Source organism: Yersinia enterocolitica (assembly GCA_002082245.2).
GTDB classification, from domain to species: domain Bacteria; phylum Pseudomonadota; class Gammaproteobacteria; order Enterobacterales; family Enterobacteriaceae; genus Yersinia; species Yersinia enterocolitica_E.
Window position 1 is genome coordinate 2,783,642 of sequence record NBTC02000002.1, and the last position, 26,524, is coordinate 2,810,165.

The window sequence follows — 26,524 nt, forward strand, 5'->3', positions numbered from 1 at the left end:
TACGCCCGTATCACTCTATGCGCAGGCATTCTTACCCAGTCACTCGATATAGCTACTACCACGAATCGTAGGGTCCATGGCGTTCTCTTTTTCATCGCTTCAATCATCCTTTTGCCGCCGCATTTATTCCCCCTTGCCAAACCACGATTTAGATTATGCTTTTATAGGTGATAGTCGCGCACTGTATGTGGCTTCTTATGTGCGTATTAATGCGGCTAGCCCCCTGTTTGGATTAATAAATTAGTGCGTTCGCCCTTCAAGCGACTCGACATAAGGTTAAGATGGACGATTCTATGACTGACAAAAAGACAGTTCCGCTTTCAGTGCTTGATTTATCGCCGATAGCGCAAGGCAAGACACCACGAGAGGCTTTTCATGCTTCGCTGAGTCTGGCTCAACATGCTGAAAAGTGGGGATATCACCGCTATTGGCTCGCTGAGCATCATAACATGACAGGTATTGCCAGCGCGGCGACCTCAGTACTGATTGGCTATATTGCCGGAGGTACCAAGAGCATCCGTGTCGGCTCCGGCGGCGTCATGCTACCTAACCACTCACCACTGGTGATTGCAGAACAGTTTGGTACCCTCGCCTCTCTCTACCCAGACCGTATCGATCTCGGCCTTGGCCGTGCTCCCGGCAGTGACCAACGCACCATGATGGCACTACGCCGCCATCTGTCCGGTGAAGTGGATAACTTCCCCGCCGATGTTGGCGAACTGCAAAACTACTTTGCTGAAGTACAACCGGGGCAAGCGGTACAAGCCGTGCCTGGGCAGGGTTTGCATGTTCCATTGTGGCTACTGGGGTCCAGCCTGTATAGCGCTCAATTGGCTGCGGCCATGGGCCTGCCGTTCGCCTTCGCCTCACATTTCGCACCAGATATGTTATTCCAGGCGCTCAAGCTCTATCGGGAAAACTTCAAGCCGTCCATTCAATGGCCAAAACCCTATGCTATCGTTTGTGTGAACGTGGTGGCCGCAGATAGCGAGCGCGATGCCCATTTCCTGTTTACCTCCATGCAGCAGCAATTTGTCAATTTACGCCGCGGCACGCCAGGTCAACTACCGCCACCAGTAGAAAACATGGATAATATCTGCTCACCCGCCGAACAATTTGGTGTCGATCAGGCGCTACGCCTATCTATTATTGGTGATAAAAGTAAAGTGCGGCATGGGCTTCAGTCATTACTGCGGGAGACCCAGGCTGACGAATTGATGGTGAATGGCCAGATTTTCGACCATCAGGCACGACTATATTCATTTGAAATAGTTGCCGGATTACAGCCAGAGTTACAAGCTGTTGAGCACCTATAACCCGCCAACTGAAGCAAAATTATAGACATAAAAAAACCAGCCCAAGGGCTGGTTTTTATTTTTAATCATCAGAAATGATTAAGACTTATGCGTCACCAAAACGACGGCGAGTAGGTGCTGCTGCTGGCGCTGGCGCATCTTCACGACGCGGAGCTGCTGAGCGCTGACCATCACGGTTGCCACGACGTTGTTCGCCACCACCGGCTGGAGCACGGTCACTACCGAATGAACGACGAGGAGGAGCACCTGCTGCGCCATCACGACGTTCGCCACCGAATGAACGGCCACCACCACCACGACGCTCACCACCGGCACCAGCACCACCAGCAGGACGCTCACGGCGTTCATGTGGCTGCGCATCACCCAACAACTGCATGTTCAGCGGTTTGTTCAGGATACGGGTACGGGTGAAGTGAGATAACATTTCGCCCGGCATGCCTTTTGGCAACTCGATAGTTGAATGCGAAGCAAACAGCTTGATATTACCAATGTAACGGCTGCTGATGTCGCCTTCGTTAGCAATCGCGCCAACGATATGACGAACTTCAACACCATCATCACGGCCCACTTCAATGCGGTACAGTTCCATCTCACCAACATCACGACGTTCGCGACGTGCTGGACGCTCACCACCATCACGGCTGTCAGCGCGGCTGTCAGGGCGAGGCTCACGACGACTGTCACCACGATCACGGCCACGATCGCTACCACGGTCATCACGGGAATTGAATTCACGCTGCGGACGACGCGGAGCTTCTGGTGGCAGAATCAGAGGACGTTCGCCCTGTGCCATTTTCAGCAGTGCAGCAGCCAGGGTTTCGAGATCAAACTCTTCTTCTGGTTGCAGCTTAGCCAGCAATGCACGGTACAGGTCCAAATCACTGCTTTCCAGCTGTTGGCCAACTTTAGCAGCAAACTGAGCTAAACGACGTTCACCCAACAATTCGGGGTTTGGCAACTGAACTTCTGGAATAGTCAGTTTCATGGTGCGTTCAATGTTTTGCAACAGACGGCGTTCACGGTTCTCAACGAACAGCAACGCACGACCAGCACGACCGGCGCGACCAGTACGGCCGATACGGTGAACGTAAGACTCTGAATCCATAGGGATATCATAGTTTACGACCAAGCTGATACGGTCAACATCCAAACCACGTGCCGCAACGTCAGTTGCAATCAGAATATCCAGACGGCCATCTTTCAGGCGGTTCAGTGTCTGCTCACGTAAAGACTGGTTCATGTCACCGTTCAAGGCAGCGCAGTTATAACCGCTACTTTCCAAGGCTTCAGCCACTTCCAGTGTGCCATTTTTGGTACGCACGAAGATAATAGCTGCATCGAAGTCTTCAGATTCCAGGAAACGTACCAGTGCTTCGTTTTTGCGATAGCCGCCACCCACTCTCCAGAAGCTCTGGCTGATGTCAGGGCGGGTAGTCACGCTAGACTGAATGCGGACTTCCTGTGGATCTTTCATAAATTTACGGGTAATACGACGGATCGCATCTGGCATAGTCGCAGAGAACAGTGCGGTCTGATGTTCAGCCGGCATCTGCGCCAGAATGTTTTCGACGTCTTCGATAAAGCCCATACGCAGCATTTCATCTGCTTCATCCAACACTAAACCGCTCAGGTTGGACAGGTTAAGAGTACCGCGTTTCAGGTGGTCTAACAGACGACCTGGGGTACCAACAACAATTTGTGGCCCCTGGCGCAAAGCGCGTAATTGAACGTCATAACGCTGGCCGCCGTAAAGGGCTACAACGTTGACGCCATTAATGTGTTTAGAGAAATCAGACAATGCCTGTGCGACCTGAATAGCCAACTCACGGGTTGGTGCCAGCACCAGAACCTGTGGAGCTTTCAGCTCAGCTTTAATATTGTGTAACAGCGGCAAACCAAACGCGGCTGTTTTACCACTGCCTGTTTGCGCCATGCCGAGAACATCACGGCCGTTTAACAGGTGTGGGATACATTCCAACTGGATAGGAGATGGTTTTTCATAACCAAGATCAGTCAGAGCAGAAAGAATAGGAGCAGATAGCCCCAGATCAGCAAAAGAGGTTTCAAGCTCAGTAGTCATGTACACGTGCCTCATTAATAATGGCAGCCAGTCTACATAACTCGTCGAGAAAATTTTCAGTCATTTTCATTGAAAAGTGTGAACCGGCTCAAATTAGATTATAAAACGAACAAAAAGGCCATCACCTGTTAGGGTGATTAACATTGGTAAAAACCAAGGTAGTCAGGCTAATAGTTGTTCGTCAGCTATTGCTGGTCCGATTCCGATAGGTCGTCTTGTTCTTGGCCCAAAAGCGCCAATTCCAACAATGCATAGCGGTGCTCAACAAAATTATGAACGTTGTTAGCTACCGTCAGTTTGAACAGCGCCGAAGCGGTGTCCTTGTCCCCCAGACTTAGGTAATGTTTACCTAAATAGAAGTCAGTTTCACTGAGATGCTCAGCGAGCGAAGTGTTATCCATTGCATCTGACTTGAGCCTTTCCATCAGCGTTTTTTCGCTGATCGTGCCCAAGTAGAATTCGACAATATTCCATCCCCATTGCCCTCTGTCCGATTTTTCATAGCGCTGTTGTAACGCTACTGCAGCCGCCTTGGGATCGATTTCTCTTTCCACCAGATACAGCCATAACGAACGGAAGGGATCATTTGGATCGTCTTGATAAAACGCCTGCAGATCATCCTGCGCCAACGGGAGTCGACCGCCATAATACAGAGCGATACCCCGGTTTAAACGCGCGTAATTGTAAGTTGGATCAAGCTCTAGTACAGAATCAAACGCTTCATAGGCAGCATCAAAATTGCCTGCCTGCGTTAAATAAATGCCCAGATAGTTAAAAACTTCTGGCATATCAGGACGAATAGCTAACGCTTGCGAAAAATCATTTCGCGCTAGTGCCCGTAGCCCGAGGCTATCATACAGCACTCCGCGCTCATATAAAAGCTGCGCGCGCTCATCATCCGTAAGTGCCCGACTTGCAAGGATTTGTTCCATGCGAGCCAGAATCACTTCCTGCTGCAACGTAGGTTGCAACGGGATAGCCAACACCTCGTCTTTACGCCAATCATGGTTGCTGCATCCTGCCAGCATGAGTGCTGTCGCAACGTAACACCAGCGCAAGAAAGGCTTCATTTCCTACTCCCGAAGACAAACATTGGATAAATATCCTTTCATCCATTTGTTTAACACAAGAGCATCCTGCCCTCGAGATAACACAGCCCCTCACCAGAGGTAAGGAGCTATGGAATACTTTATTACTCTGCTGCTTCTGGTGCCGGAGCTTCTGCGTCAGGAGTAGTGGCTTCTTTGATGCTCAGGCGGATACGGCCCTGGCGATCAACTTCCATTACTTTAACTGGCACTTCTTGGCCCATTTGCAGATAGTCAGTCACTTTCTCTACACGCTTGTCAGCGATTTGAGAAATATGAACTAAACCTTCTTTACCGCCGCCGATTGCCACAAATGCACCGAAATCAACGATACGAGTTACTTTACCCGCATAGATACGGCCCACTTCGATTTCAGCAGTGATTTCTTCGATACGACGGATAGCGTGTTTCGCTTTATCGCCGTCGGTTGCTGCAATCTTAATGGTGCCATCATCTTCGATTTCAATGGTAGTGCCAGTTTCATCAGTCAGCGCACGAATCACAGAACCACCTTTACCGATCACATCCTTGATTTTCTCAGGATTGATTTTCATGGTGTAGATACGTGGAGCAAACTCAGAGATATCACCACGAGGTGTGCTGATAGCCTGTTCCATAACACCCAGAATGTGCAGACGCGCACCCTTGGCCTGGTTCAGAGCCACCTGCATGATTTCGCGGGTAATACCTTCAATTTTAATGTCCATTTGCAGTGCAGTAATACCGTCACGGCTACCGGCCACTTTAAAGTCCATGTCGCCCAAGTGATCTTCGTCACCCAGAATATCAGACAGAACAACAAAGTTTTCGCCTTCTTTAACCAGACCCATCGCGATACCCGCAACAGCGGCTTTAATTGGCACACCTGCATCCATCAGGGCCAAAGAAGCACCACAAACAGAAGCCATTGAGGAAGAACCGTTAGACTCGGTGATTTCAGAAACCACACGAACAGTGTAAGGGAACTCGCTCGGGCTTGGCATTACTGCCAGTACACCACGTTTCGCCAGACGGCCATGGCCAATCTCACGACGCTTAGGTGAACCAACCATACCTGTTTCACCAACACAATATGGAGGGAAATTATAGTGTAGCAGGAATGAGTCAGTACGCTCACCCATCAGCTCATCAATATTTTGCGCATCACGGGCAGTACCCAGTGTTGCAGTAACCAGCGCCTGAGTTTCACCACGGGTGAACAACGCAGAACCATGGGTACGTGGCAATACACCAGTACGCACATCCAGACCACGGATCATGTCTTTTTCGCGGCCATCGATACGTGGCTCGCCACGCAATACGCGGCTACGAACGACGTTTTTCTCAACATCGCCCAGAATGTCATGAATCTCGCTAGCATCTAAAGATTCATCTTGTGCCAACAGCGCTTCAGTGACGTCAGCTTTAATAGCATCAACCTGAGTATAGCGCTCTTGTTTCTCAGTGATACGATAAGCATCACCCAGACGAGCTTCTGCCAGCTCAGCAACACGCGCGTGCAGCGCTTCGTTAACTGGCTCTGCATGCCAATCCCACTTAGGTTTGCCAACTTCAGCAACCAGAGCGTTGATATTCTCAATCACAACTTGTTGTTGTTCGTGGCCGAAGATGACCGCGCCTAACATTTGATCTTCAGACAGAATCTGTGCTTCTGATTCAACCATCAATACTGCGTCAGCAGTACCGGCAACAACCAGATCCAAGCGGCTCTCTTTCAGCTCATCGGTCGTTGGGTTCAGCACATACTGGTCGTTGATGTAACCAACACGAGCAGCACCAATTGGGCCGTTAAATGGAATACCTGACAGGCTCAGCACCGCTGAGGCACCAATCAGTGCCACGATGTCTGGGTTAACTTGTGGGTTAACAGAAACAACGGTCGCAATCACCTGCACTTCGTTCAAGAAGCTGTCTGGGAACAGTGGGCGGATCGGACGGTCAATCAGACGTGAAGTCAGTGTTTCGCCTTCACTTGGGCGGCCTTCACGACGGAAGAAGCTACCTGGGATACGGCCAGCAGCGTAAGTACGCTCCTGATAATTAACGGTCAGAGGGAAGAAGCTCTGACCTGGCTTGGCTTTCTTTTGGCCAACAACAGTCACAAATACTGCGGTGTCGTCCATGCTTACCATTACAGCAGCCGTTGCCTGGCGAGCCATCATACCGGTTTCAATGGTAACGGTATGTTGACCGTACTGGAATTTACGAATAATCGGAGTCAGCAAAATAGTATCCTTATACTATGCGGTGCCGGATCGTATTGACGACCTCATCCACCTGTTACTAATATCTTCACACTGCATCCTCGCGACTAATGACAATCCTTAACTCTAATTGAGTTAAAGTCTCTCATTAGCCGCGCGAACCTCTGCACCGGAAGATCCTATTTATACCCGTCATCTTTCGATATGTAGCTGTGTTGGCTGCGTTCAATCAGCCGAATCACTTACTTATGTAAGCTCATCGGGACTCTTTCGCTTGCCGCCTTCCTACATCTCGAAATCTATTGGGTAGACAAATCCTATAGAACAACAACAATATACTAACGTATTTTATCATTGCTTCTTAGAAAAAAGGGGCCAATTTGGCCCCTTTCTCCCGAAACTCGCAGACTTAGCGACGCAGACCCAGACGCTCGATCAGGGAAGCATAACGTGCTACATCTTCACGCTTCAGGTAGTCCAGCAGCTTACGACGCGTGGATACCATACGCAGCAGACCACGACGGCTGTGGTGATCTTTTTTGTGCTCGGAGAAGTGACCTTGCAAATGGTTAATTTGAGCAGTCAACAGAGCAACCTGAACTTCGCTTGAACCGGTGTCATTGGTACCGCGACCGAAGTCAGCAACAATTTTAGCTTTCGCTTCAACACTTAGAGACATGATACAACTCCAAATATATAGATAAATTAAAACAGGCGCCGATCTCTAATTCAGCAACCCAATATGTAAGCCGCACTATTCTACTCTTTGCACTGCGGAATCGCAAGGTAGCCGCCTTCCTGCAACTCGAATTATATAGAGTATGGCCTACAGTGCATCTTCCTGCGCCTCTACTACCAGGCGTTTGGGTGCAACACGGCCATCCTCTGCGATAGTGCCGATACCAATGAAGTTACGCTCTTCGCCTTCAGTGATACGGACCATACCTTCGCTTGGCGCGCCAGCAACATGCACCGGTTGCCCTTGCTTTACATAGGCTGCAACAGCAGGTAACAGATTGACTTCAGGGAAGTTTAATACTGCACTGTCCATCGGTAGCAACAGTAAATCCAGCTCTGGATTTGGTGAGCGCTCTTCTGCCTGTGCCACTTCAACTATGGCAGTCAACTGCTCTAAAGTCACCATGCGATCACTTGGGTAAGCGGCCACTTGCAAACGACGCAGATAGCTAACATGTGCCCCACAGCCTAATAATTCACCCAAATCATCAACAATAGTGCGAATGTAGGTACCTTTTGAGCAATGAATTTCCAGCTCAAGATCATTGCCTTCCCAGCGGATAAACAGCAATTCATACACGGTAATGCTACGGGCGTCGCGCTCTACTTCAATCCCCTGCCGGGCATATTCATACAACGGTTTACCTTGATGCTTCAGTGCCGAATACATGGAAGGTATCTGCTGGCTATCGCCGCGGAAACTATCCAGAGCAGCATCCATCTGCGCCTGAGTGACGTTAACTTCACGCTCACTGATTAACGCACCTTCGGCATCCGAAGTATCTGTGCGCTGGCCCAAACGGGCAACCACCAGGTAGCGCTTATCAGAATCCAGCAAGAATTGAGAGAATTTGGTCGCTTCACCAAGACAGATAGGCAACATACCGGTCGCCAGTGGATCGAGTGCACCGGTATGGCCTGCGCGGTTAGCGCTAAAGAGACGTTTTACTTTCTGCAAAACGTCATTAGAGGAGAGGCCCAGCGGCTTATCCAATAACAGAACGCCGTTAATGTCACGGCCGCGACGACGTGGACGCCCCATTACTTCTCCTCGTCGTTACCTGGATTAACCTGACGTTCTACATCATTTTTGATGACGTTAGTCACCAGGTTAGACATCCGCATGCCTTCAATCAATGAGTTATCATAAGCGAAGGTCAGTTCCGGTACGATACGCAAGCGCATCGCTTTACCCAGCAGAGTGCGGATATAACCAGAGGCATCTTGCAGTGCTTTAATGCCATTTTTAACTGTATCCGGGTCTGCGTTATCGGTTAACACATTCAGGAAGGTCACAAAGACTTTAGCGTAAGCCAAATCACGGGACAGCTCGATACCGGATACGGTAGCCATGCCAACACGTGGGTCTTTGATTTCGCGTTGTAAGATGAGTGCGATCTCTTTTTGCATTTCCTGCGAAACACGTTGAGAACGGCTGAATTCTTTTGCCATTTGGATTCTCCAGACAAATTGGGGGGCCAAGGCCCCCCAAATGGATATAAGCAGATCTGAGGCGATTAATCGATAGTACGTTTGATTTCGATAATTTCGAAGACTTCGATCACATCACCAGTACGGACGTCGTTATAGTTCTTAACGCCGATACCACACTCCATACCATTACGAACTTCGTTAACGTCATCTTTGAAGCGGCGCAGAGATTCCAGCTCGCCTTCATAGATAACCACGTTGTCACGCAGAACACGGATTGGATTGTTACGCTTAATCACACCCTCAGTAACCATACAACCTGCAATGGCGCCAAATTTCGGTGATTTAAACACATCACGAACTTCAGCCAGACCAATGATTTGTTGTTTGTACTCAGGTGCCAACATACCACTCATCGCCTGTTTGACTTCGTCGATCAGGCTATAAATTACTGAGTAGTAACGTAGATCCAGACCTTCAGTTTCAACGACACGACGGGCTGAAGCATCAGCACGAACGTTAAAGCCAAGGATGATTGCGCCAGAAGCTGCGGCCAGTGTTGCGTCAGTTTCGGTGATACCACCAACGCCTGAGCCAACAATACGCACTTTCACTTCATCGGTAGACAGATTTTCCAGTGAATCACAGATAGCTTCACAAGAACCCTGTACGTCAGACTTGATTACGATGTTCAGTTCAGAAACTTCGCCTTCGGTCATGTTAGCAAACATGTTTTCCAGCTTAGATTTCTGCTGACGAGCCAGTTTGACTTCGCGGAATTTGCCCTGACGGTACAGTGCAACTTCACGAGCTTTCTTCTCATCACGAACCACGGTCACTTCATCACCGGCAGCAGGAACACTGGACAGACCCAGGATTTCAACCGGAATAGACGGACCAGCAGACGTGATATCACGGCCCAACTCGTCACGCATCGCACGTACACGGCCATACTCAAAGCCACACAGTACGATATCACCTTTGTTCAAGGTACCTTTCTGAACCAGCACGGTAGCAACAGGGCCCCGGCCTTTATCCAAGAAGGATTCGATAACCACACCGTTTGCCATGCCAGTACGAACTGCTTTCAGTTCCAGAACTTCAGCTTGCAGCAGGATTGCGTTCAACAATTCATCAATACCGATACCAGCTTTCGCAGATACGTTGATGAACTGAGAGTCACCGCCCCACTCTTCTGGCTGGACACCGTACTGAGACAGCTCGGTTTTAACGCGGTCTGGATCAGCTTCTGGCTTATCGATTTTGTTCACTGCAACCACAACCGGCACTTTCGCCGCTTTGGCATGCTGAATAGCTTCGATAGTCTGTGGCATCACGCCATCGTCGGCTGCAACAACCAACACCACGATATCAGTCGCCTGAGCACCACGGGCACGCATTGAAGTAAACGCGGCGTGTCCTGGGGTATCCAGGAAGGTGATCATGCCGTTTTCAGTTTCAACGTGATAAGCACCGATGTGCTGTGTAATACCACCGGCCTCACCTGACGCCACTTTCGTGGAGCGGATGTAATCCAGCAGAGAGGTTTTACCGTGGTCAACGTGGCCCATGATGGTCACAACCGGAGCGCGGTGCTCGGCTGCGGCTTCAGCACCAGTATCACGGTCGCTCATCAAAGCTTCTTCCAGTTCGTTTTCACGACGCAGAATCACTTTGTGGCCCATCTCTTCAGCAACCATCTGTGCTGTTTCTTGATCGATAACCTGGTTAATGGTTGCCATAGCACCCAGTTTCATCATTGCTTTGATGACCTGAGAGCCTTTAACAGCCATTTTGTTTGCCAGTTCAGCAACTGTTACAGTCTCACCAATCACAACATCGCGGTTAACCGCAACAACAGGCTTGTTGAAGCTCTGTTGCAGTGTGCTTGGTTTACGTTTGCCTTTACGGCCAACAGCACGTGCTTCTTCACGATCAGCTTTAGACTCGGAGAGTTTATTGCCTTTTTTCTGCTTAGTTGCTTTACCACCACGAGTGCGGCTACGGCGATCACCTTCAACTTTGGCGTCGTTTTCGTCTTCCGCGGCGCGCGCATGTTGTGAGGTGGTTACATGGTAGTCAGCAGACTCAGTCTGCTCAGCCACAGGTGCTGGCCATTTACCTTCGTTTTCGGCTGCCATTTTACGGGCTTCCTCAGCAACGCGTTTAGCATCTTCCTCGACCTTACGGCGTGTTTCTTCTTCTACTGAGCGTTTCAGCTCGGCAGCTTCAGCTTCACGGCGTGCTTTATCGGTCTGAGCTGGCTTGATTTTTTCGTCGGTTTGTTGATTCGTCACTTTTTCTTTTTCCGCTGCTTGGCGTTTAGCTTTTTCAGCGGCCTCACGTTTGGCTTGTTCTTCGGCCGCACGTTTAGCTTTTTCTTCAGCGATTTTCTGCGCTGCTGCTTCCGCTTCACGTTGTGCCTGCTCTTCCGCTTCACGCTGTGCCTGCTCTTCCGCTTTAGCTTGTTCAGCTTCCGGCGTATTTACATAAGTGCGTTTCTTGCGGACCTCGATTTGCACCGATTTACTTTTTCCGCCGGTGCTCGGAATATTCAAGGTGCTACGCGTTTTGCGTTGCAACGTGAGTTTATTAGGCGCACTACCGTGTTCACGGTTTAAGTGCGCCAGCAATGTTTCTTTTTCTTGCTGGGTAACTGAGTCTACTTCAGACTTCTTGATCCCTGCATCAGCAAATTGCTGTACCAGGCGATCAACTGGGGTCTGAATCTCAGCTGCCAGCGATTTTACGGTTACATCTGTCATGCTGTTCCTTCCTGCTACAGTTTATTACGCGTTATCGCCAAACCAACAGATATTACGTGCAGCCATAATCAGCTCGCCGGCTTGCTCATCGCTAAGCCCTTCAATATCTGCCAGATCGTCGATACCCTGCTCGGCAAGATCTTCCAGCGTACACACACCGCGCGCAGCCAATTTGAATGCCATGCTACGTTCCAGACCCGCCAGGTTCAGCAGATCATCAGCGGGTTTTTGGTCGCCAAGACTTTCTTCTTGTGCCAGGGCCAGCGTGGTCAATGCAGCTTTGGCGCGATCACGCAGCGCTTCAACCGTATCTTCGTCAAGACCGTCGATTTCCAGAAGTTCTTTCATTGGCACGTAAGCCAATTCTTCCAGAGAAGAGAAACCTTCCTCTACCAATATGGTGGCAAAGTCCTCATCGATATCAAGATATTTGGTGAAGGTATCAATAGCGGCATGAGCTTCGGCCTGATGCTTCGCCTGAAGATCGTCCGCCGTCATTACGTTCAGTTCCCAGCCACTCAGTTGTGCTGCTAAACGTACGTTCTGGCCGTTACGGCCAATTGCCTGTGCCAAGTTGCTGGCTTCAACGGCAACATCCATCGTGTGTCTGTCTTCATCAACCACAATAGACGCAACATCAGCTGGCGCCATGGCATTAATAACAAACTGGGCTGGATTATCATCCCACAATACAATATCAATGCGCTCGCCGCCAAGCTCGCTGGAAACAGCCTGAACTCGGGCACCACGCATACCGACACAAGCACCGACTGGATCGATACGTTTGTCGTTGGTTTTGACCGCAATTTTAGCACGCGAGCCAGGATCACGGGCGGCAGCTTTAATTTCGATCAATTCTTCGCCAATTTCTGGCACTTCAATACGGAACAGTTCGATCAGCATTTCAGGACGTGAACGGCTGACAAACAACTGAGCACCGCGAGCTTCTGGACGCACGTCATACAGAACACCACGGATACGGTCGCCTGGACGGAAGTTTTCACGCGGTAGCATGTCTTCACGGCCAATAACGGCTTCAGCATTGTTACCCAGATCCAGTGCAATACTGTCACGGTTAACTTTTTTCACCACACCGGTAACAATTTCGCCCAGATACTGACGGAACTGATCAACCACCATAGCACGTTCGGCTTCACGTACTTTCTGTACGATGACCTGTTTAGCTGTTTGGGTTGTGATACGGTCAAAAGTAACAGATTCAATCTGGTCTTCGACATAATCACCCAACTGGAGGGTTGGATCTTCATATTGAGCCGCATCCAACGTGATTTCACGCGTTGGCATGGTAACTTCGTCAACTGCGACCCAACGGCGGAAAGTGTCGAAATCACCGGTTTTACGGTCGATGCTGACGCGAACTTCAATTTCTTGTTCGTATTTTTTCTTGGTCGCTGTCGCTAGAGCGGTTTCCAACGCCTCAAAAATCTTCTCGCGCGGAAGGGATTTCTCATTGGAAACTGCTTCTACAACAGCCAGAATCTCTTTGTTCATCCTAGTTGCCTCATCCAAACTTTAAAAGTGGGGTACCAGGTTCGCTTTCTGGATGTTGCTCAGCGCGAACACTTCATCTTTTCCATCCACAGTAACCGTGATCATTTCACCATCAACGGCTTTAATAATGCCCTGCCATTTACGGCGGTTCTGCATTGCCATACGCAAAACCAAAGTGACTTCTTCACCGAGGTAACGAGTATAGTGTTCAGCGGTGAACATAGGGCGATCAAGGCCCGGAGAGGAAACTTCTAAGTTGTAAGCGACCGTAATTGGATCTTCTACGTCCAATACAGCGCTGACCTGGTGGCTGACATCAGCACAAGCATCAACAGTGATTCCGTCGTCACTATCAATATAGATTCGTAGCGTCGATTGGCGCCCCCGGATGAACTCGATGCCGACTAATTCATAGCCTAAGGCCTCAACCGGTGCTGAAATTATCTCTGTTAACTTTTGTTCTAATGTGGACAAGCCCACCCCCAAGACATAAAAAAAGGGCCTAATAGCCCAGTGATTCTGCTGTCAAATAACAAAAAACCCCGAAATTCGGGGCTTTATGCAACTGGACCCTGTTTGCCGCAAAGCGGCTTCGGTACAACTTTCTGACAAGTATTTTTTTCAAATTGAAATCGAAAGTATCTGAGGTCTACCGAATACAACATTTGAAAAAAAACACTTTAGGAAAGTGGTTGCGGGGGCCGGATTTGAACCGACGACCTTCGGGTTATGAGCCCGACGAGCTACCAGGCTGCTCCACCCCGCGTCCGAAAACGTGGCAAATATTACGTTGATAACGACAAAAAAGCAAGTTATCTGACTGATTTGGTACCGAGGACGGGACTTGAACCCGTAAGCCCAATCGGGCACTACCACCTCAAGGTAGCGTGTCTACCAATTCCACCACCCCGGCACTGATTCAACTGGTTGTTTTTACTATTTAAGTCGTCACAACCATTTTAAAACTTTTTTCTATCGTTACTACTTACTGCTGGCAAAACATTACTGCGGGATATCGCTACTTGGCTTAGTTGGTGCTACTGGAGCTGTAGTCTGCTCAGTTTTTGCAGGCGTACCCAAGTTTTCCCACTCGCTGCCTGTATGGCCCTGGTTGGTGCTCATATTGCCCAGAATCAAGCTAATGACGAAGAACAGCGTCGCCAATAAAGCCGTCATGCGAGTCATAAAGTTACCGGAACCATTCGAACCGAACAGAGTTGCAGACGCACCTGCTCCGAATGAGGCTCCCATATCCGCGCCTTTACCTTGCTGCAACATGATCAGAGCAACTAGCCCAATCGAAATCAGCAAGAAAAATACCAGAAGAGCTTCGTACATAGTTGTACCTGTATCCTTGCGGATTCACCGCATGCCAAATGCTTTTCACCCATCAGCGGGGACTTATTCACCCACTTAAGCGGGTGTGAATACTAACCAAAGCGCATAGTACACGCAAGGGCAATTTCACAACACGAGTTCATTTGCAGAAAAAAGCGTCAAGTTATTCAACTTCAGCGCAATTTATGGGGGAAAGAGTCACACCCTCCCCCATAAAAACACCATTAACCTGCCGCTTTCACCGCATCTGCGATCCGGTTTGCCATTTCAGCAATCAATGATTCTTCAGCATCACCTTCAACCATCACGCGGATTAATGGTTCGGTACCTGATTTACGCAACAGAACGCGGCCACGATCACCCAATTCTTTTTCAACCTGGCGAGTCACTTCTTCAACTGCCTCAGATTTAAGAGGATTGTGTTCACCAGAGAAACGTACGTTCACCAGGATTTGTGGCAATAGCTTCATGCCACTGCATAAATCATGCAGGCTCATGTGATTACGTACCATAGCAGTAAGCACTTGCAAACCAGCAACAATGCCGTCACCGGTGGTAGTTTTATCCAGTAAAATTACATGACCTGAGTTTTCAGCACCAATGCGCCAGCCTTTCTCTTGCATGGCTTCCAGTACGTAGCGGTCACCCACTTTGGCACGAACAAACGGAATACCCAGTTCTTTTAGAGCCAGCTGTAAACCCATGTTACTCATTAGCGTACCAACCGCACCGCCTTTCAGTTGACCCTGACGCAAGCCTTCGCGCGCGATGATATACAAAATCTGGTCGCCATCAACCTTGTTGCCCAGATGGTCAACCATCATCAAGCGGTCACCATCACCGTCAAATGCCAGGCCAACATGTGCATCTTCAGCCAGCACACGCGCTTGCAGCAAGCGAACATCCGTGGCACCACATTCTTCATTGATATTCATGCCATCAGGTTCACAGCCGATGGTGATAACATTTGCCCCGAGTTCACGTAATACACTTGGGGCGATGTGATAGGTGGCACCATTGGCGCAATCGACCACAATTTTTAACTCTTTCAGGCTAAGTTCGCTCGGGAATGTGCCTTTACAGAACTCAATGTAGCGCCCGGCCGCATCCACGATACGGTTAGCTTTACCCAATTCGGCAGATTCAACGCAGGTTAATGGTTTTTCCATTTCTGCTTCAATAGCCTCCTCCACATCATCAGGCAGTTTGGTGCCATCAATTGAGAAGAATTTAATGCCATTATCTTCGAAAGGGTTATGGGACGCTGAAATAACAATACCCGCTTCAGCGCGGAAAGTTCGGGTCAGATAAGCAACAGCAGGGGTCGGCATCGGGCCGGTAAATGATGCCGATAGCCCAGCGGCGGCCAAGCCGGCTTCCAGCGCCGATTCCAGCATGTAGCCGGAAATACGCGTATCTTTACCGATGATAATTTTACGAGAACCATGTCGAGCCAGAACCTTACCGGCAGCCCAGCCGAGCTTTAATACAAAATCAGGCGTAATCGGACTCTCACCCACTTTGCCGCGAATGCCATCTGTACCAAAGTATTTACGGTTACTCATAATTTTTATTTATCCCTTCGCTGAAAGTGTTGCCTCGACGATACGCATCGCCTCGACAGTTTCTTTGACATCATGCACTCGGACAATCTGTGCGCCTTGCATAGCGGCAATGACAGCACAAGCGACACTCCCGATGACCCGCTGTTGTGGCGGAACATGTAATAGCTGACCCACCATCGATTTTCGCGACATTCCCACTAACAATGGCAACCCAAAATGATGCAGTTCAGCCAGTCGCGCCAATAACTGGTAATTATGCGCCAAATTTTTGCCGAAACCGAAGCCTGGGTCGAGTAACAATTTACTTTTTGCGATACCGGCCGCAACACAGCGAGCAATATGGTATTCAAAGAACTGGTTTACATCAGCCAGTAAATCATCGTAATGCGGTGACTGCTGCATACTTTGCGGTTGCCCCTGCATATGCATCAGGCACACCGGCAGACCGGTTTTTGCCGCAGCGTCGAGCGCACCTGGCTCTTGTAATGAGCGGATATCATTAATCAGATGGGCACCAGCTTGAGCAGATTCAGTGATAACCGCCGCTTTAGAGGTATCTACAGATAACCAAGTATCAAAGCGCTTGGCTAATGCCTCGACAACTGGCACTACCCGATCAAGCTCCTCCTGCTCACTCACTTGTGCAGCACCAGGGCGGGTGGACTCGCCACCAATATCAATCAGCGTAGCACCTGCTGATAACATCAATTGGGCATGCTGTAATGCTTTATCAATATTATTGTGATGTCCACCATCCGAAAACGAATCCGGGGTGACATTCAAGATACCCATAACGTGTGGGAGAGAGAGATCCAGAACCCGATCTCTGGCAGTTAAATGCATGTCATCGCACCTTAAAAGTGGCAGTTCACGTCAATTTTATATCTTAGAAAAAGAAAAACCCCAGGCAAGCCCGAGGTTTATATTAATCACAACGCTTTATACTCGGTATACTTCAAGCTGCATGTGCGTTAGCTGCTCTCTCTCACCCGAATCATTGACTGGCGTCAACTCATCGGGATTCATTCACTTGCCGCCTTCCTGCAACTCGAATTATTTAGAGTATAGATGCCAACAGTTGACTTACTTATCGCCCAACTGTTCTGACATGGTATTTGAATTGCCTGGCGTTGGTACATTTGGCTCATCAACCGGCGTTGGTGCCTTTGGTGTGCTGTCATTGTCAGATGATTTATTCTTGGTCGCATCATCCCAGCCCGCTGGCGGGCGAACTTCTTTGCGATTCATCAAATCATCAATCTGCGGTGCATCAATCGTTTCATACTTCATCAAAGCATCTTTCATGGTATGCAGAACATCCATATTTTCCATCAGCAATGTACGTGCACGCTGATAGTTACGCTCGACAAGTAACTTAACTTCCTGATCGATAATACGCGCAGTTTCATCAGACATATGCTTGGCTTTTGCCACAGAACGGCCAAGGAATACCTCGCCTTCTTCTTCAGCATACAGCAACGGCCCCAGTTTTTCGGAGAAGCCCCACTGCGTCACCATGTTACGCGCGATAGACGTGGCAACTTTGATATCATTCGATGCACCGGTAGAGACTTTTTCCGGCCCGTAAATGATCTCTTCAGCAAGACGACCACCGTATAAGGTAGAGATCTGGCTTTCCAGTTTCTGACGGCTAGCGCTGATAGCATCACCTTCCGGCAGGAAGAATGTTACACCCAACGCACGACCACGGGGAATAATGGTCACTTTATGTACTGGGTCATGTTCAGGTACCAGACGACCGATGATCGCATGGCCTGCTTCATGATAAGCCGTTGATTCTTTTTGTGCTTCTGTCATTACCATGGAGCGACGTTCCGCACCCATCATAATTTTATCTTTCGCTTTCTCAAACTCAGCCATCGAAACAACACGCTTGTTACCACGAGCAGCAAACAACGCGGCTTCGTTGACCAGGTTAGCCAGGTCAGCACCAGAGAAGCCTGGTGTACCACGTGCAATAACTGAAGCATCGATATCGGTATCTAATGGCACGCGGCGCATATGAACTTTAAGAATCTGTTCACGACCACGGACATCAGGTAAACCAACCACAACCTGACGGTCAAAACGACCTGGACGCAGTAACGCCGGGTCAAGAACGTCTGGACGGTTAGTTGCTGCGATGACGATGATGCCTTCATTGCCTTCAAAGCCATCCATTTCAACCAGCATTTGGTTCAGTGTCTGTTCACGTTCGTCATGACCACCACCCAAACCAGCGCCACGTTGACGGCCTACCGCATCGATTTCATCGATAAAGATGATACAAGGTGCGGCTTTTTTAGCCTGCTCAAACATGTCACGGACACGGGATGCACCCACACCAACGAACATTTCTACGAAGTCAGAACCAGAAATAGTGAAGAATGGCACTTTAGCTTCACCTGCAATGGCTTTCGCCAGCAAGGTTTTACCTGTCCCTGGAGGACCAACCATCAATACGCCTTTCGGAATCTTACCGCCCAGTTTCTGGAAGCGGCTTGGCTCACGCAGATAGTCAACCAATTCACTGACTTCTTCTTTTGCTTCGTCGCAACCGGCCACATCAGCAAAAGAGGTTTTTATTTGATCTTCTGTCAGCATGCGAGCTTTGCTCTTGCCAAAGGACATCGCCCCTTTGCCGCCGCCACCTTGCATTTGACGCATAAAGAAGATCCAGACCCCAATCAACAACAACATTGGGAACCAGGAAATAAAGATAGAGGCCAGCAAGCTCGGCTCTTCCGGTGGCTCACCAACAACTTTCACATTTTTAGTCAATAAGGTATCTAACAGCTTTGGATCGTTGACCGGAATGAAAGTCGTATATTTGCTGTTATCTTTCTTACTGACGTTAATTTCACGCCCATTAATACGCGCTTCACGAACCTGTTCTTGGGTTACGTCGGACATGAAAGTAGAGTAATCCACTTTACGGCCATTCGATTCGCTGGGTCCAAAGCTCTGGAATACAGACATCAGTACGACTGCAATAACTAACCAGAGAATTAGGTTTTTCGCCATGTCACTCAAGGGATTAACCTCATATTACAACTGTGTTAACAAACAGCGTTAGGGTACTACAGTTTCCGCCCTGTCGCTACAATGTACACTTCACGCGATCGCGCACGAGAAGCGTCTGGCTTACGAATCTTAACTTTCGTAAACAGGGAGCGAATTTCCCGTAGGTATTCATCAAAGCCATCTCCCTGAAACACCTTCACCAGGAAACTTCCGCCTGGCGCAAGTACATCACGACACATATCTAAAGCTAATTCAACCAGATACATTGATTTAGGTATATCGACTGCCGGAGTACCACTCATATTCGGGGCCATATCACACATGACCACCTGAACTTTTTTATCCCCAACACGCTCAAGTAAAGCTTTCAGGACTAGTTCATCACGAAAATCGCCCTGAAGGAAATCGACACCAACGATAGGATCCATTGGTAGAAGATCACATGCGATGACCCGCCCTTTACCGCCTATTTGGGTTACTGCATATTGGGACCAACCGCCGGGTGCAGCGCCTAAATCGACTACTGTCATACCGGGTTTAAAAAGTTTATCGTTCTGTTGTATTTCATCAAGTTTAAACCAGGCGCGAGAGCGTAGCCCCTTTTTCTGTGCCTGAATTACATATTTATCGCTAAAGTGTTCTTGTAACCAGCGACTAGAGCTAGCCGAACGCTTTTTATTAGACATCTCTTTTTCCAACTATCTTAATTAAGAGCCCGCGCATCTGTTGCTTAGCTCGCGTAAACTCCCCATCGACGTAGACCGATTTGGTGATACACATGAGATGGCGGTAGAATGAACCGTTTTCAATCCCAACTTAAGCAAAAAAGACGATGAATCTGAATAACAAACAAAAACAGCACCTGAAAAGCCTGGCCCATCCATTAAAGCCAGTAGTCATGCTGGGCAATAACGGGTTAACCGAAGGGGTGCTGGCTGAAATCGAACAAACGCTGGAACATCATGAACTTATTAAGGTGAAGATCACTGCTGAAGAGCGTGAAACCAAAGCCCTAATTGCTGATGCCATCGTGCGTGAGACCGGTGCCGTTAACGTCCAAATCATCGGTAATATTTTAGTGCTCTATCGCCCAGCGAAAGAGCGGAAAATTATTTTACCGCGTTAATGACGCTTGTTTTAGAGAAAAGGTGCCATGCACTTTGTTCTGATAAAAGGCCGCAAGCGGCCTTTTACTTTTCTTTACAACTTCATTTTTGAGAAATAACGCGTAATAGCTGCTCAGATGGACAAGTATTACACATAATCCACGCTAAGAATTTCATATTCTACTTCGCCGCCTGGAGTTCGAATAACAACGACGTCATCAACTTCCTTACCAATCAGGCCACGAGCGATAGGTGAGTTAACCGAAATAAGATTTTGTTTAAAATCCGCTTCATCATCACCCACAATCCGGTATTGCTGCTCTTCTTCGCTATCCACATTTAATACACGAACCGTGGCACCAAAAATAACGCGGCCATTATTAGGCATTCTGGTGATATCAATCACCTGCGCATTAGAGAGTTTTGCTTCTATTTCTTGAATCCGGCCTTCACAGAACCCTTGTTGCTCGCGGGCTGCATGATATTCCGCATTTTCTTTCAAGTCACCGTGTTCGCGGGCAGTGGCGATATCAGCAATAATTTTAGGGCGACGAACGCCTTTTAAAAAATCCAGCTCTTCACGCAGTTTCTCTGCGCCATTTACCGTCATCGGAATCTGTTTCATCTTTTAAATACCTCTAAATCTATCCTGTTCAAAAAACCGTCATCCTAACGTTTTCGAATGAAAATGCGGCTAGTTTGATAGCCTACCCGCCTCCAGGCGATAAACAAAAAAAATCACCCCGGAGCCAAAACCCCAAGTCAGGATCAATTCTGCATTTTGATATGCATTTTAACGTAGAGTTCCTTTAGGGTCATCGTTTACTTTCGCCCTCGTTGCACCGTAGTATGGCAACACGTTATTCAGCAGTTATACCGAAATTATGCATTTTTCACGAATTGTCAGTGGATTGGCCTGTGCTATTGCGATCAATATCAGCATATCTAACGCCAATGCGGCTCAGGTCGAAAATTACACACAGTATCTGCCTGATGGGGCAAATCTTGCGTTAGTAGTACAAAAAATCGGGGCTACGACTCCAGCAATAGACTATCACGCTCAGCAGATGGCCTTACCCGCCAGTACGCAAAAAGTCCTGACCGCATTGGCCGCTTTGCTACAGCTTGGACCTGATTTTCGCTTCAATACCACACTAGAAAGTCACGGCCCGATCACCGACGGTGTGTTGCGCGGCAATTTAATTGCACGTTTTGACGGTGACCCCACTTTAACACGCCAGCAGTTGCGTAATATGGTGGCTACGCTAAGAAAAGCCGGTGTAAAACAAGTTGCAGGTGATTTGATCATTGATACGTCGGTTTTTGCCAGCCACGACAAAGCACCCGGTTGGCCGTGGAACGATATGACACAATGTTTTAGTGCCCCACCTGCGGCGGCCATTGTCGATCGTAACTGTTTTTCAGTCTCACTATACAGCGCGCCTAATCCGGGCGACATGGCATTTATCCGAGTTGCATCCTATTATCCGGTGCAGATGTTCAGTGAAGTACGTACTTTAGCTAAAGGTTCACCAGATGCGCAATATTGCGAGTTAGATGTCGTTCCAGGCGAATTAAACCGATTCACGCTTACCGGATGCCTGACACAACGCAGTGAACCGCTGCCTCTGGCCTTTGCAGTACAAAATGGTGCCAGCTATGCCGGTGCCATCTTGAAAGATGAACTAAAAAAAGCGGATATTCAGATTGACGGCAGCCTACGTCGGCAGACGACCCCCAATGCCGCTGGCACCGTGCTAGCCCAAGCACAGTCAGCACCGTTACATGACTTACTGAAAATCATGTTGAAAAAGTCTGACAACATGATTGCCGATACCGTGTTCAGGACCATTGGTCATCAGCGATTTGGTGTACCGGGCACATGGCGCGCTGGTGCCGATGCGGTACGTCAGGTTCTGCGCCAGAAGGCCGGTGTGGATCTGGGGAACAGTATTGTCGTGGATGGGTCGGGTTTGTCACGTCATAATCTCATTTCGCCGGCAACCATGATGCAAGCTTTGCAATATATAGCTCAACATGATCAAGAACTTAATTTTATCTCAATGCTGCCATTATCGGGCTATGACGGTACATTACGTTATCGTGGTGGCCTGCATGAAGCGGGTGTTGATGGCAAAGTTTCGGCCAAAACCGGGGCACTACAAGGCGTATACAATCTGGCCGGATTTATTACTACCGCCAGTGGGCAGCGCATGGCATTTGTCCAATTCTTGTCGGGTTACGCCGTACCACCTGAAGATCAAAAAAATCGTCGGGCACCTTTGGTTCGCTTCGAAAGCCGCCTGTATAAAGACATCTATCAGAATAATTAAAAATTATGAAACTACTGATTGTTGAAGATGATGAACTGCTGCAACGCGGGATAGCTATGGCCCTGACCAATCAGGGCTATGCCTGTGACTGTGCCGGTACCGCAGCCGAAGCGCACAGTTTATTACACACCAGTCAGTACAGCATGGTAATCCTCGATCTCGGCCTGCCGGATCAAGATGGTGCCGTGTTGTTGCGTCAATGGCGGCGCCAGCATGTCACCTTACCGGTACTTATCCTCACCGCCCGTGATGCACTGGAAGATCGGGTTGACGGGCTGGATGCCGGTGCTGACGATTACCTTATCAAACCTTTCGCGTTAGCCGAGTTACTGGCACGCGTTCGCGCATTGATTCGTCGTTATCAGGGGCAAAGTGACAATTTGGTGCAACAAGATGACCTGAGCCTTAACTTATCAACACAGCAAGTCTGTTTGCAGGATCAGCCGCTGGAAATCACACCCAAAGAGTTTGCGATCCTCTCGCGCTTAATTATGCGGGCCGGCCAAACCGTTAACCGTGAGTTATTACAGCAGGATCTGTATACCTGGAATGATGATCTCGGCTCCAACACGCTAGAAGTGCATATCCATAATCTTCGCCGCAAATTAGGCAAAGATCGTATTCGTACCGTAAGGGGTATTGGCTATCGTCTGGAGGCACAATCATGATCAGTATGCGACGCCGTCTGATTTTAATGCTGGCGTTAATATTATTGGTTACCCAGTTGATTAGTGCCTTTTGGTTATGGCATGAAAGTCAGGAACAAATCAGCTTCCTGGTTGATGAAACCCTTAGCGCACAAGCGCGTAATGAGCGGGTTGATACGGAAATAGCGGAAGCCATTGCATCACTGCTTGCGCCGTCGCTCATCATGATGGCCATCACCCTTTTGCTCTCTTTCTGGGCGATCAGTTGGATTATTCGTCCACTTGATCAATTGCAAAAAAAGCTGGCTGAACGTTCAGCCGATAATCTCACCCCAGTGATTGTTAAGAGCGATATGCAAGAAATCGTCTCTGTAACATCGACACTTAACCAGTTGTTATTCCGGCTCTCTAATACTATTGCGCAAGAACGCCTGTTCACTGCCGATGCCGCACATGAGTTACGCACACCTCTGGCCGGGATTCGTCTGCACCTTGAGTTGATGGAACAACAAGGGATCACTGAAAGTAAATCATTGATTAGTCGCATCGACTTATTGATGCATACTATTGAACAGTTACTGACACTATCCAGAGCAGGCCAAAATTTTGCTAGTGGCCTATATCAATCTCTTGATTGGACTGAAAATGTGGTGCAGCCACTGCAAGATGAATTACAGGAAATGTGTGATCTTCGGCAACAAACTATCCAGTGGGAATTCCCGCCTTATGCCAAGACAGAAGGTGACGCCACGCTGCTGCGCCTGATGTTGCGAAATCTAGTTGAAAATGCCCATCGTTATAGCCCGGTTGGTAGCCAGATTTCAGTCAAACTCGTTACTGAAAACTTGGGTGCCATTCTGCAAGTGATGGATGAAGGGCCGGGAATAAAACCAGAACAGGCGGGTGAATTGACTCAAGCGTTTCGTCGTATGGATCAACGCTATGGCGGCAGTGGGTTAGGGCTAAATATCGTGATCCGTATTGTGCAACTGCACCAAGGCAGGTTAACACTGGAGAACCGCCCAGACCGTTCAGGACTGCAGGCGCAATGCTGGATACCTGCCGTCACCCATGGCACGGCGTTACCTCCATTTAGCTAGTGTCGCCCATTAGGTGTTCAAATAAAAGGGCCGCCACAGGTGAAGTGGCAGCCCTCATTTATACTCATAACAACGTTATGACTCACAACAACCGGAAATTTAACGTTCGTAGATAAACTCTACGCCGTCATCATCTTCCTCATCCCAATCGTCGTCATCTTCTTCTACCGCTGCCGCTTCCACTTCAGCCAGTTGTTCACGGTGATAATCATCCCACATGAATTCAACTTTTTCTGGTGCACTTTCTGCAATGGCCATAGCTTTAGGTTGGGTGTTGAGGAATTTCATGACATCCCAGCACAGCGCGTTTACATTGTCGCGATTTGCTGCGGAAATCATGTAGTACTTATCTTCCCATCCCAGCGCTTCTACAATGGCTTTAGCGCGAACCTCAGCTTCTTCTGTACCTATCAGGTCAATCTTATTGAAAACAAGCCAGCGTGGCTTCTCTGCAAGATTTTCGCTGTATTGCTGTAACTCATTAACGATGACTTTGGCATTCTCAATCGGATCTGATTCATCGATCGGAGCCAGATCAACCAAGTGCAACAGTACACGACAACGTTCCAGATGCTTCAGGAAGCGAATACCCAGACCAGCACCGTCTGATGCGCCTTCGATCAAACCGGGAATATCGGCAACCACAAAGCTCTGCTCATGATCCATTCGTACAACACCCAGACTTGGGATCAATGTCGTAAATGGATAATCGGCTACTTTTGGTTTAGCCGCAGAGACCGCACGAATAAAGGTGGATTTACCCGCGTTTGGCAAACCTAACATCCCCACATCAGCCAGCAGCAACAACTCAAGCATCAATTCACGTGTTTCGCCTTCAGTACCCATGGTTTTCTGGCGTGGCGCACGGTTTACCGATGATTTGAATCGAGTGTTCCCTAACCCATGGAACCCCCCTTTCGCGACCATCAGAACCTGACCATGGCGGGTCATATCACCCACAATCTCACCCGTTCCCTGATCCAGTACGCGGGTACCAACCGGGACTTTAATGGTGATATCTTTACCACGTTTGCCGGTACAGTCACGGCTCTGGCCATTCTGCCCACGTTCAGCACGGAAAGACTTCACAAAACGGTAATCAATCAGCGTGTTAAGGTTTTCATCGGCCAGCAGGTAAATATCGCCGCCATCACCACCATCACCACCATCAGGGCCACCATTAGGGATATATTTTTCGCGGCGGAAGCTGACACAACCGTTACCACCGTCACCGGCTACAACCAAAATCGTAGCTTCATCAACAAACTTCATTTACTTTCTCCGTAAATCATTCACCGGGCCGCTGCTTTTGCGGAGCAACCAGGTTTATTTCTGTCCGACGTGGCCACCAACGATGTCCAATTGCGGAAAACATTGCGCCGGCCACTACCACGAATGCGCCTGCGTATCCCACAAGATTGAGGGACGGTGCGGCAAACATTTCTGGCCAGGCCAGCGCCAATAGAATTGAAAAAAACAAGGTAAACAACGGTGTCAATGTGACAAGTGCGCTTACCTGAGCTGCCTGCCAGCGCGCCATGGCCTCAGCCAAAGCACCGTAACCCACTAGGGTATTAACCCCACAAAATAGTAAACAGGCAAACTGCCACCCATTTAGCTGAAAAATAACGGCTGGTTTCGCCATTGGGAATAATGCAATTGCACATAAAGTGTACAACAATAATAGAATTTGTTGCGATGCCATACGCCTTAATAGCACCTTCTGGGCGACACCATAGCTGACCCAAACAACCGCTGCACAGACTCCCAATGCCACGCCAAGCGTATAATCAGTCAAACGGGTAAAGATTTCATGCAGACTGGTATTAAAAAATAACAACAAGCCACAAATCAGCATACCCGCACCAATAACCTGGGTAATGCGCATCCGCTCTTTTAAAATCAGCACACTGGCAACCATCATACCGACTGGTGATAATTGCCCGATAACCTGGGATGCCGTCGGACTTAGATATTGTAATGATGAACTGAAGAAGATGAAATTCCCCAGTAGGCCACACGTCGCAACTATCAGTAATACCAGCCAGCGACGTTGGCGAAAAAGTTTAAGCGAGGGTAGCTGACGACGCGAAGCCAGAATAATCCCCAAGCCGATAGCCGCCATCGTGAAGCGATACCAAACAATGGTAAAAGGCTCCATCACCTCAAGCACTTGCTTCATTGCGATCGGCAAGGCACCCCAGAATACGGCAGTGGTTAGTGCCAAAAAAATACCTAAACCAGCCTGCTGCTTCGTATCCATTTTTTACCGAAGGG

General features: G+C 48.7%; 23 protein-coding genes and 2 tRNA genes. 5 read left to right on the forward strand and 20 right to left on the reverse strand.

Annotated features, from left to right (window positions below):
• Positions 1-293: 293 nt before the first annotated feature.
• Positions 294-1,316, forward strand: a complete 1,023-nt coding sequence (locus A6J66_014175) for an MsnO8 family LLM class oxidoreductase (GenBank protein ID PNM25227.1) — start codon at positions 294-296, stop codon at positions 1,314-1,316.
• Between the two features lie 85 nt (positions 1,317-1,401).
• Here A6J66_014175 and A6J66_014180 read toward each other — a convergent pair whose 3' ends face one another.
• The 17 genes from A6J66_014180 to A6J66_014260 form a co-directional block, all read right to left on the reverse strand.
• Positions 1,402-3,396 (reverse strand): DEAD/DEAH family ATP-dependent RNA helicase, encoded by a 1,995-nt coding sequence (locus A6J66_014180; protein PNM25228.1) that lies wholly within the window; start codon positions 3,394-3,396, stop codon positions 1,402-1,404.
• Positions 3,386-3,466: a protein YrbN gene (gene yrbN, locus A6J66_014185; protein ID PNM25229.1), complete on the reverse strand. Its 81-nt coding sequence runs from the start codon at positions 3,464-3,466 to the stop codon at positions 3,386-3,388. Before yrbN ends, A6J66_014180 begins: the two co-directional genes overlap by 11 nt.
• 115 nt (positions 3,467-3,581) lie before the next feature.
• On the reverse strand, positions 3,582-4,466 hold the full coding sequence (locus A6J66_014190; GenBank protein PNM25230.1) for a lipoprotein NlpI: 885 nt from the start codon (positions 4,464-4,466) through the stop codon (positions 3,582-3,584).
• Positions 4,467-4,588: 122 nt separating this feature from the next.
• The gene (pnp, locus tag A6J66_014195) at positions 4,589-6,709 is read right to left on the reverse strand and encodes a polyribonucleotide nucleotidyltransferase (GenBank protein ID PNM25231.1); all 2,121 of its coding nucleotides are present in this window, start codon (positions 6,707-6,709) and stop codon (positions 4,589-4,591) included.
• Positions 6,710-7,097: 388 nt separating this feature from the next.
• Positions 7,098-7,367: a 30S ribosomal protein S15 gene (locus tag A6J66_014200; protein PNM25232.1), complete on the reverse strand. Its 270-nt coding sequence runs from the start codon at positions 7,365-7,367 to the stop codon at positions 7,098-7,100.
• A 147-nt stretch (positions 7,368-7,514) separates the two neighbouring features.
• On the reverse strand, positions 7,515-8,468 hold the full coding sequence (locus A6J66_014205; GenBank protein ID PNM25233.1) for a tRNA pseudouridine(55) synthase TruB: 954 nt from the start codon (positions 8,466-8,468) through the stop codon (positions 7,515-7,517).
• On the reverse strand, positions 8,468-8,878 hold the full coding sequence (locus A6J66_014210) for a 30S ribosome-binding factor RbfA (protein PNM25234.1): 411 nt from the start codon (positions 8,876-8,878) through the stop codon (positions 8,468-8,470). The genes A6J66_014205 and A6J66_014210 overlap by 1 nt, the downstream gene beginning before the upstream one ends.
• Before the next feature lie 65 nt (positions 8,879-8,943).
• Positions 8,944-11,622, reverse strand: a complete 2,679-nt coding sequence (locus A6J66_014215; GenBank protein ID PNM25235.1) for a translation initiation factor IF-2 — start codon at positions 11,620-11,622, stop codon at positions 8,944-8,946.
• A gap of 24 nt (positions 11,623-11,646) precedes the next feature.
• A complete protein-coding gene (nusA, locus tag A6J66_014220) occupies positions 11,647-13,134 on the reverse strand; it encodes a transcription termination/antitermination protein NusA (protein PNM25236.1) in 1,488 nt (495 codons plus the stop codon).
• Positions 13,135-13,155: 21 nt separating this feature from the next.
• A complete protein-coding gene (locus A6J66_014225) occupies positions 13,156-13,608 on the reverse strand; it encodes a ribosome maturation factor (protein ID PNM25237.1) in 453 nt (150 codons plus the stop codon).
• Positions 13,609-13,823: 215 nt separating this feature from the next.
• Positions 13,824-13,900, reverse strand: a tRNA-Met gene (locus A6J66_014230).
• Positions 13,901-13,960: 60 nt separating this feature from the next.
• A tRNA-Leu gene (locus A6J66_014235) sits at positions 13,961-14,047 on the reverse strand.
• An 89-nt stretch (positions 14,048-14,136) separates the two neighbouring features.
• On the reverse strand, positions 14,137-14,472 hold the full coding sequence (locus A6J66_014240) for a preprotein translocase subunit SecG (protein PNM25238.1): 336 nt from the start codon (positions 14,470-14,472) through the stop codon (positions 14,137-14,139).
• A gap of 224 nt (positions 14,473-14,696) precedes the next feature.
• Entirely contained in the window at positions 14,697-16,037 is a 1,341-nt protein-coding gene (locus tag A6J66_014245) for a phosphoglucosamine mutase (protein PNM25239.1), read from the reverse strand.
• Positions 16,038-16,046: 9 nt separating this feature from the next.
• The gene (locus A6J66_014250) at positions 16,047-16,880 is read right to left on the reverse strand and encodes a dihydropteroate synthase (protein PNM25240.1); all 834 of its coding nucleotides are present in this window, start codon (positions 16,878-16,880) and stop codon (positions 16,047-16,049) included.
• A gap of 240 nt (positions 16,881-17,120) precedes the next feature.
• Complete coding sequence (locus A6J66_014255; GenBank protein PNM25241.1) at positions 17,121-19,061, reverse strand: ATP-dependent zinc metalloprotease FtsH; 1,941 nt, start codon at positions 19,059-19,061, stop codon at positions 17,121-17,123.
• Positions 19,062-19,117: 56 nt separating this feature from the next.
• Complete coding sequence (locus A6J66_014260) at positions 19,118-19,747, reverse strand: 23S rRNA (uridine(2552)-2'-O)-methyltransferase RlmE (GenBank protein PNM25242.1); 630 nt, start codon at positions 19,745-19,747, stop codon at positions 19,118-19,120.
• Between the two features lie 146 nt (positions 19,748-19,893).
• Here A6J66_014260 and A6J66_014265 point away from each other — a divergent pair, with 146 nt between their 5' ends.
• Positions 19,894-20,187 (forward strand): ribosome assembly RNA-binding protein YhbY, encoded by a 294-nt coding sequence (locus A6J66_014265; protein ID PNM25243.1) that lies wholly within the window; start codon positions 19,894-19,896, stop codon positions 20,185-20,187.
• 128 nt (positions 20,188-20,315) lie between these two features.
• Here A6J66_014265 and A6J66_014270 read toward each other — a convergent pair whose 3' ends face one another.
• A complete protein-coding gene (locus A6J66_014270; GenBank protein ID PNM25244.1) occupies positions 20,316-20,792 on the reverse strand; it encodes a transcription elongation factor GreA in 477 nt (158 codons plus the stop codon).
• A gap of 259 nt (positions 20,793-21,051) precedes the next feature.
• Between A6J66_014270 and A6J66_014275 the strand changes: the two genes are divergently transcribed.
• Genes A6J66_014275 through A6J66_014285 form a run of 3 tightly spaced genes read left to right on the forward strand, consistent with a single transcriptional unit; the run spans position 21,052 to position 24,247 of the window.
• On the forward strand, positions 21,052-22,500 hold the full coding sequence (locus tag A6J66_014275; GenBank protein PNM25245.1) for a serine-type D-Ala-D-Ala carboxypeptidase: 1,449 nt from the start codon (positions 21,052-21,054) through the stop codon (positions 22,498-22,500).
• A 5-nt stretch (positions 22,501-22,505) separates the two neighbouring features.
• Positions 22,506-23,168, forward strand: a complete 663-nt coding sequence (locus tag A6J66_014280) for a two-component system response regulator BasR (protein ID PNM25246.1) — start codon at positions 22,506-22,508, stop codon at positions 23,166-23,168.
• The gene (locus tag A6J66_014285; GenBank protein PNM25247.1) at positions 23,165-24,247 is read left to right on the forward strand and encodes a two-component system sensor histidine kinase BasS; all 1,083 of its coding nucleotides are present in this window, start codon (positions 23,165-23,167) and stop codon (positions 24,245-24,247) included. Before A6J66_014280 ends, A6J66_014285 begins: the two co-directional genes overlap by 4 nt.
• 99 nt (positions 24,248-24,346) lie before the next feature.
• Here the strand turns inward: A6J66_014285 and obgE are convergent, their stop codons facing one another.
• Positions 24,347-25,519 (reverse strand): Obg family GTPase CgtA, encoded by a 1,173-nt coding sequence (obgE, locus tag A6J66_014290; protein ID PNM25248.1) that lies wholly within the window; start codon positions 25,517-25,519, stop codon positions 24,347-24,349.
• A gap of 16 nt (positions 25,520-25,535) precedes the next feature.
• Entirely contained in the window at positions 25,536-26,510 is a 975-nt protein-coding gene (locus A6J66_014295) for an EamA family transporter (protein ID PNM25249.1), read from the reverse strand.
• Positions 26,511-26,524 lie beyond the last annotated feature (14 nt).